The organism is Neobacillus drentensis (genome assembly GCF_036962765.1).
Taxonomy (GTDB): domain Bacteria; phylum Bacillota; class Bacilli; order Bacillales; family Cytobacillaceae; genus Neobacillus; species Neobacillus drentensis_C.
Genome location: NZ_JBALOS010000038.1, coordinates 1 through 1,082 on the forward strand (window position 1 = coordinate 1; position 1,082 = coordinate 1,082).

Here is a 1,082-nt window from a genome sequence, read left to right on the forward strand (position 1 = left end):
CTTAAATCGTTATCTTTGCTTTTTTGTTTAAACATCAACTTTTCCACAGAACAGAAATTGTTTGTCTTAATGTTTAAAGTAGGATCCTAAATCTGAAAGGAGAATTCTTATTATGGATATTTCACAACAAACCGCGCTCGTTACGGGCGCAAACCGAGGACTTGGTCGACAACTCGCTCTTGAATTGATTTCTCGAGGAGCTACTGTTTATGCTGGGGCGCGTAACCCTGATAGTATCCAACTACCGGGAGCAAAACCATTGCAAATCGATATCACCGATCCTACCTCTGTGGCAGCGGCAGCAGAGGTAGCGGGTGACGTGACTTTGCTGATAAACAATGCTGGGGTGTCGACAGGCGCCTCCCTTATCAATGGTAGTTTGGAGGACATCCACACCGAATTTAATACGCACTTTTTCGGAACTCTTTCTATGGTTCGCGCCTTCGCACCGAAAATCGCCTCGAACGGGGGCGGTACTATTCTAAACATTCTTTCAGTGTTGTCCTGGTTCAGTAGTGTAAATTCAGGAGCATATTCTGCTGCCAAGTCAGCCGAGTGGGCTCTCACCAACGCAATTCGTTTAGATCTGGCTGACCAGAAGGTACGCGTAGCAGGACTTCATGTCGGGTACATGGACACAGACATGACTGCCCACTTGACAGCTCCTAAGTTGAATGCTGCTGATGTAGCTAAGATTGCTATCGATGGAATCCAGGCTGACAGCTATGAGATTCTTGCCGATGATTTGAGTCGAAGGGTTCAGAAAGGTCTGGCTGGAGGAGTCTCGGCTCTATACCCACAGTTCGAATGAGCAATATTGCAGACTGATTGGTACTCTTTTTAAAAGTGAACTGTGAATTTTTATATTACATTTAGAGAAGTGATAATGACATGCGATAAATTTCAAATTATAAATGGGAAATAAGGTGCTTGAAAGGAACAGTAAGAATAAAAAAGAGGTCTGTGATTGAGACACTTATAGTAATGTTGGAGTGGTCAAGACACGTTTATATTTAATGATCATCGAAATAAATAATCGTTGAACTACTCTCGAGATATCCCAAAATAAATGAAGGAAAACA

Annotated in this window: 1 protein-coding gene; it reads left to right on the top strand. The window is 42.7% G+C overall.

Annotated features, from left to right (window positions below):
• Window positions 1-112: 112 nt before the first annotated feature.
• Entirely contained in the window at window positions 113-811 is a 699-nt protein-coding gene (locus V7137_RS06405) for an SDR family oxidoreductase (RefSeq protein ID WP_335697303.1), read from the top strand.
• The last annotated feature ends 271 nt before the right edge of the window (window positions 812-1,082 follow it).

Coding starts and splice junctions, on each gene's coding strand:
- V7137_RS06405 (WP_335697303.1), top strand. CDS start 113: ATGGATATTTCACAACAAACCGCGCTCGTTACGGGCGCAAACCGAGGA.